Annotated in this window: 2 protein-coding genes; both read left to right on the forward strand. The window is 65.9% G+C overall.

Translation table 11 applies throughout. The annotated features are described in order from the left end of the window. Positions 1-55 precede the first annotated feature (55 nt). Positions 56-1,858 (forward strand): maltose alpha-D-glucosyltransferase, encoded by a 1,803-nt coding sequence (treS, locus tag ACFQQD_RS06590; RefSeq protein WP_378087465.1) that lies wholly within the window; start codon positions 56-58, stop codon positions 1,856-1,858. Beyond that, positions 1,858-5,697, forward strand: a complete 3,840-nt coding sequence (glgB, locus tag ACFQQD_RS06595) for a 1,4-alpha-glucan branching protein GlgB (protein ID WP_378087467.1) — start codon at positions 1,858-1,860, stop codon at positions 5,695-5,697. Before treS ends, glgB begins: the two co-directional genes overlap by 1 nt. Positions 5,698-6,283: the final 586 nt, after the last annotated feature.

A 6,283-nucleotide genomic window follows, 5' to 3' on the forward strand; every position in this document is an offset into this window, starting at 1 on the left:
CGGGCACTCGACCACACCGGACCACGTATCCCCGACCACGGAGACAACCCCCACGATGGCCAATTCCTTCCAGCTTCACACCCACGGAATCTCCCATGACCCGAACTGGTTCCGTACCGCCGTCTTCTACGAGGTCCTGGTGCGGGCCTTCCACGACGGCAACGGGGACGGCTCGGGGGATTTCGACGGACTGATCAACAAGCTGGAGTACCTGCAGTGGCTCGGGGTCGACTGCTTGTGGGTGCCTCCCTTCTACCGTTCGCCGCTGCGGGACGGCGGCTATGACATCTCGGACTACTACGAGGTGCTGGACGAGTTCGGCACGGTCTCCGACTTCAAGCGGCTCATCGCGGAGGCGCACGCCCGCGGGCTGAGAGTCATCATCGATCTGCCTCTGAATCACACCTCGGATCAGCATCACTGGTTCCAGGAGTCTCGTGCCGACCCGGACGGTCCTTACGGTGACTTCTACGTGTGGAGTGACACGGATGAGAAGTACCAGGACGCCCGGATCATCTTCGTGGACACGGAGGAGTCCAACTGGACCTTCGACCCGGTCCGCCGGCAGTTCTACTGGCACCGGTTCTTCTCTCACCAGCCGGACCTGAACTTCGAGAACCCGGACGTCATCGAGGCCCTGTTCGAGGTCGTCCGCTTCTGGATGGACATGGGCGTCGACGGTTTTCGGGCTGATGCCATCCCCTATCTCTTCGAAGAGGAGGGCACTGACTGCGAGAACGATCCACGCACGCACGCCTTCCTGAGGGATCTGCGGGCGATGGTGGATGCGGAGTACCCCGGCCGGGTGGTGATCGCCGAGGCCAATCAGCCACCGGAGGAAGTGGTGGACTACTTCGGGACCGAGGAGGAACCCGAATGCCATATGTGCTTCCACTTCCCGATCATGCCGAAGATCTTCTACGCCCTGCGTGACCACAAGGCCAATGCCATCCTCGAGGCCCTCGCGGACACCCCACAGATCCCTGCGGGCAGCCAGTGGGGCACGTTCCTGCGCAACCACGATGAGCTCACCCTGGAAATGGTGACCCCCGAGGAACGCCAGGCCATGCTCGGTTGGTATGCGCCGGACTCCAGGATGCGCGCGAACGTCGGCATCCGCCGTCGGCTGGCCTCTCTGTTGGGCAACAGCCGGTCGGAGCTGGAGCTGGCGCACGGTCTGCTGCTGGCCATGCCGGGATCGCCGTTCCTCTACTACGGCGACGAGCTCGGCATGGGGGACAACATCTGGTTGCCCGATCGCGATGCCTCGCGCACCCCCATGCAGTGGAATCCGGACCGCAACGCCGGATTCTCCGAGGCCGATCCGGGCAAGCTCTATCTGCCCGTCATCCAGTCACTCGTCTATCACTACAACAACGTCAATGTGGAGGCCCAACTGGCCTCCGGCGGTTCGCTGCTGCACTGGGTCCGCGAGATCCTGGCCGTCCGCAAGCGCCACCCGGTCTTCGGCCTGGGCGACTTCACGGTGGTCCAGTCCGACGCCGAGCAGATCCTGGCCTTCACTCGGGACCTGCCCGCCATGGAGGAGGATCTGTACCCGGAAACGGTGCTGTGCATCTTCAACCTGTCGCCGGACCCCGTGGCCACGTGGCTGACCGTTCCCGGCTATGAGGGCCGGGGCCTGCGAGACATGTTCGGCGGCCGGCCGTTCCTCGACATCGGCGAGGACGGCCGATTGCCGGTCACGCTGCCCGGCCGAGGCTTCTTCTGGTTGCGCCTGCGCACCGGCCCCGATCCGATGCCCGGGGCCGATGCCGCCGCGCTGGCCGACAAGCGTAATCCGTACACCACGTCCATGCCCGTCATCACTCCGGGCCAGTCCACAGGGAGCACCTGATGAACACCGGCACCGCTCTATCTGACCTGTTGGCGAGCTGGTTGCCGACGCAGCGCTGGTTCCCCCTGCACGGTGCCTTCGACCTGCACCGAGCCGGCGGTGCCACGCTGGCCGGCTCGGCGGAAGACCTCGAACTGCAGCTGCTCGTGCTGACCGCCACCCCGGTGGGAGGCCAGCACGGTGAAGATCCGGGCGTCCGGGAGGACAAGGTCCAGGGCGGAACCGAGAGCCGGGACACCGTGGTGATCTCCGTCCCGGTCGCTCTGCGCAGGACGATCGTCGACGACGGCGATGCGGCCTTGATCGGCCGGTGGGAGGACGCCTCCGGGACGCGCTGGGTCTACGACGGGACGCACGATCCGGCGTTCCTTGCTGTCTGGTTGGAGATGATGCGGAGAGAGTTGCCCACCGCCGACGGCCGCTCGGGTGGTCACGCCTATGCCGGATTCGGGGACTGGCCCGCCTTCGACGCCGGCACTCTCCGGGCCCGGGTGCTGCAGGGCGAGCAGTCCAACACCTCGGTGATCGTGGACACCGAACGCGGCGGGCTGATCGTGAAATTCTTCCGGGTGCTGGCCGCCGGAACCAATCCCGACGTCGAGATCGGCCTCGCGCTCTCGGCCGGCGGCTCCACGGAGGTGCCGGTGACCTACGGATCGGTGACGGCCGGGTGGACGCGGCGCGTCCAGCCGAGCGCGCCCCGGGAAGCCGGCCAGGAAGAGGCGGAGACGGCTGAACACACCGTGGACGAATCGGGTGAGGTCAGTGTCCTGCGGGAATTCATGTCCGGAGCCCAGGACGCGTGGCGGGCGGCCACGGACGCCGCCGGCGCCGGCGAGGATTTCACCGCCGAGGCCGCGGGCATCGGTGCCGCCACGGGGCGGTTGCACGTGGCGCTGGCCACCGCCTTCGGCACGCGAGACGTGACGGCCGGCGCCGGCCGGACACCCGAGGTCCTCGACGCGCTCGCCGAACGCATCGAGTGGGGGTGGCACCACGCCGCCTCCGCCGTCGGCGAAGACCATGCGGCCGCGGTGCGCCGCCTCGTGGAGGAGCTGCGTTCCGCGGATGCCGCCACGGGACTGCCGCCGCTGCAGCGGATTCACGCCGACTACCACCTGGGGCAGGTGCTGGTCACACGCCGAGGGGAGGAAGCCCCTCGCTGGACCGTGCTGGATTTCGAGGGTGAACCGCTGCGGGAGGCGAACGAGAGGTCCGGCTGGGATCTTCCCCTGCGGGACGTCGTCGGGATGCTGCGCTCCTTCGACTACGCCGGGGCCCTGGCCGGGACCCGGGCATGGGCCGCGCGCAGCCAGGAGGCCTTCCTCGCGGGGTACGGGGACGCCGTCGGCCGTCCCGTGGACACCGGCTCACTCGTCTTCACGGCGCTGATGCTGGACAAAGCGCTGTATGAGACCGCGTATGAACTGCGTCACCGGCCCGACTGGGTCGAGGTGCCGGCCGCCGCCGTACGCGAGATCGTGAGATCGGCCGAGCAGGCGGATACCGTGGAGCCGAGGACGCCCCGCAGTGTCCAGCATTCGTCGGAACACCCAGCAGAGCCCCATACCCAGGAGGTCGCAGTGGAACCGGAACGCAGCCAACTGTCCCCGACGCCAGCCTCACCGGGGGAACACGCGCCGGTCCAGGTGCGCGCGGAGGTGCTCGACGCCGTCGCGCACGGCCGTTATCACCAGCCGCACGAAGTGCTGGGCCCCCACTTGGGGGAGGACGAGGCGGTCACCTTCCGGGTGTTGCGTCCCCTGGCGGAGAGCGTCACGGTCGTGCTCGACGACGGACGGCAGGTGCCGCTGCGCCATGAACACGAGGGCGTGTGGGTCGGCACCGCCACCGCGAGCGAACCGGGACACGTGCCGGGATACCGCCTTCAGGTCACGTTCCCCGGTGCGGACGCCGTGGAGCAGGACGATCCGTACCGCTATCTGCCGACGATCGGGGAACTCGATCAGCATTTGCTCCGGGAAGGTCGGCACGAGACCCTGTGGACCGTCCTCGGTGCCAGGGTCCGTCACTACGCCGCTCCGCAGGGTGAAGTGACCGGGACGTCCTTCGCCGTCTGGGCCCCCAACGCCACGGCCGTCCGCGTCAAAGGTGACTTCAACTCATGGGACGGCCGCCAGCACGCTCTCCGCTCACTGGGTGACTCCGGCGTCTGGGAGATTTTCGTTCCGGGCATCGGAGCGGGCACCGTCTACAAGTTCGCGATTCGTGGCCGAGATGGGCACTGGCGGGACAAGGCGGACCCCATGGCCCGCTGGACGGAGGTGCCGCCCGCCACCGGCTCACGGGTGGAGGAGTCCCACTACGTCTTCCAGGACGACGAGTGGATGGAGAAGCGGGCCCGGACGAATCCCCATGAATCGGCCATGAGTGTGTATGAGGTCCATGCCGGTTCGTGGCGCCCGGGACTGAGCTACCGGGAACTGGCCGATCAGCTCGTCGAGTACGTCTCCTGGCAGGGATTCACCCACGTCGAGTTCATGCCCGTGGCCGAGCACCCCTTCGGAGGATCCTGGGGCTATCAGGTCACGGGCTACTACGCTCCGACCTCCCGGTTCGGGTCCCCGGACGACTTCAAGTATCTCGTCGACCGCCTGCATCAGGCCGGCATTGGCGTGTTGGTCGACTGGGTGCCGGCTCACTTCCCGAAGGATGAATGGGCCTTGGCGAAGTTCGACGGCCAAGCCCTGTACGAGTATGCGGATCCGCGCAAGGGTGAACACCCCGATTGGGGCACCCTGGTGTTCGACTATGGGCGGACGGAGGTGCGCAACTTCCTCGTGGCCAACGCGCTGTACTGGCTCGAGGAGTTCCACATCGACGGACTGCGCGTGGACGCCGTGGCCTCGATGCTGTATCTGGACTATTCCCGCAACGACGGGGAGTGGATTCCCAACCAGCACGGCGGCAATCACAACCTCGAGGCGATCAGCCTGCTGCAGGAGACGACCGCCACGGCCTATCGGCGCAATCCGGGCGCCGTGATGATCGCGGAGGAGTCGACGGCGTTCGCCGGGGTCACCGCCACCACGGATCAGGGCGGACTCGGCTTCGGGCTCAAATGGAACATGGGCTGGATGCACGATTCGCTCACGTATATGTCCGAGGACCCGGTGAATCGGCGGTGGCACCACGGTGAGATGACGTTCTCGCTCGTGTATGCCTGGAGTGAGAACTTCGTCCTGCCGCTGTCTCACGATGAGGTGGTGCACGGCAAGGGGTCTCTGCTGCGCAAGATGCCCGGCGACCGCTGGCAGCAGTTGGCCTCGCTGCGCGCCTACTACGGCCTGATGTGGGCCCACCCCGGCAAGCAGTTGTTGTTCATGGGGTCCGAGTTCGGGCAGGAATCCGAATGGAGCGAGTCCCACGGTCTCGACTGGTGGCTCACGGACACCCGGCAGCACAAGGGCCTGATGAAGACGGTCCGGGACTTGAACATGCTGTACCGGGACGCCCCGGAACTATGGAGCCAGGACAATGACCCCTCCGGGTTCCAGTGGATCGATCAGCATGATGCCGACCGGAATGTGTTCTCCTTCATCCGCTGGTCCACCCCCGAGGCGGGGGCGGGGAAGCCACGGCCCTTGGTCTGCGTGACGAACCTGGCGGGCAGCCCGCACCACGACGTTCGGTTGGGGCTGCCGTTGCCGGGCCAGTGGGAAGAGGTGCTGAACACGGACGCGGAGACCTATGGAGGGTCCGGCGTGAGTACGGGTGGGCCCCTCACGGCCACCGCTGAACCGTGGCACGGACAGCCGTATTCGACGGTCATCACCGCCCCTCCGCTGGCGACGGTCTACTTCCGTCCGGTGCGCTGAACCGCCGATTTTGCACCCGCTCGAATCGTGTGTAATGTTTCCTCTTGTGCCAAGGCGCGGAAGCCGAAAAGCTTCCGGGCCGGGAGACGAAGATCAGCAGGAAACTGCAGGTCAGGAGCTCCTTCTGGCGCCGGTGTTACTCACAAGGTGACGCCGTCTGGAAAGGACCACGGCATGGCGCGGGGATCGTTGAGAACCTCGCGAGGAGCCAGGCGAAGCGGATTGACACCGCAGAGCGAGAAGGTCTAGACTAGAAAAGTTGCTCCGGGGCAAAGGACAGTTCGCACAGCGGCCGTCTGGACCGGGAGGAACAGCCGAAAATCTTCGGTTCTGGTTCGTTGGATGTGGCGGGTTCGCCGATTTGACGGGGTGGTTCCGGGGGGCTAAAGTTGAAAGCCGCGGATAAGGAAAGCCATTGATTTGGTCCGGGAAACCGGGTTGTTATGGCGAGTAGTTATCACGTACCTGTTGTTTGAGAACTCAATAGTGTGCCAAGTTTGTTGATGCCAATTTTTTGAATTGGTTGTATTGGTTGCCCGTGCACACCCCGTGTGTACGTTGGTGACTTATAGCCATGGATTGACAA

Origin of the sequence: Citricoccus sp. GCM10030269, assembly GCF_042665635.1 — a bacterium.
GTDB lineage: Bacteria > Actinomycetota > Actinomycetes > Actinomycetales > Micrococcaceae > Citricoccus.

What these genes read in the sequence shown, in the direction of transcription:
- treS (WP_378087465.1), top strand. Translation starts at nt 56, where the DNA reads ATGGCCAATTCCTTCCAGCTTCACACCCACGGAATCTCCCATGACCCG.
- glgB (WP_378087467.1), top strand. Translation starts at nt 1,858, where the DNA reads ATGAACACCGGCACCGCTCTATCTGACCTGTTGGCGAGCTGGTTGCCG.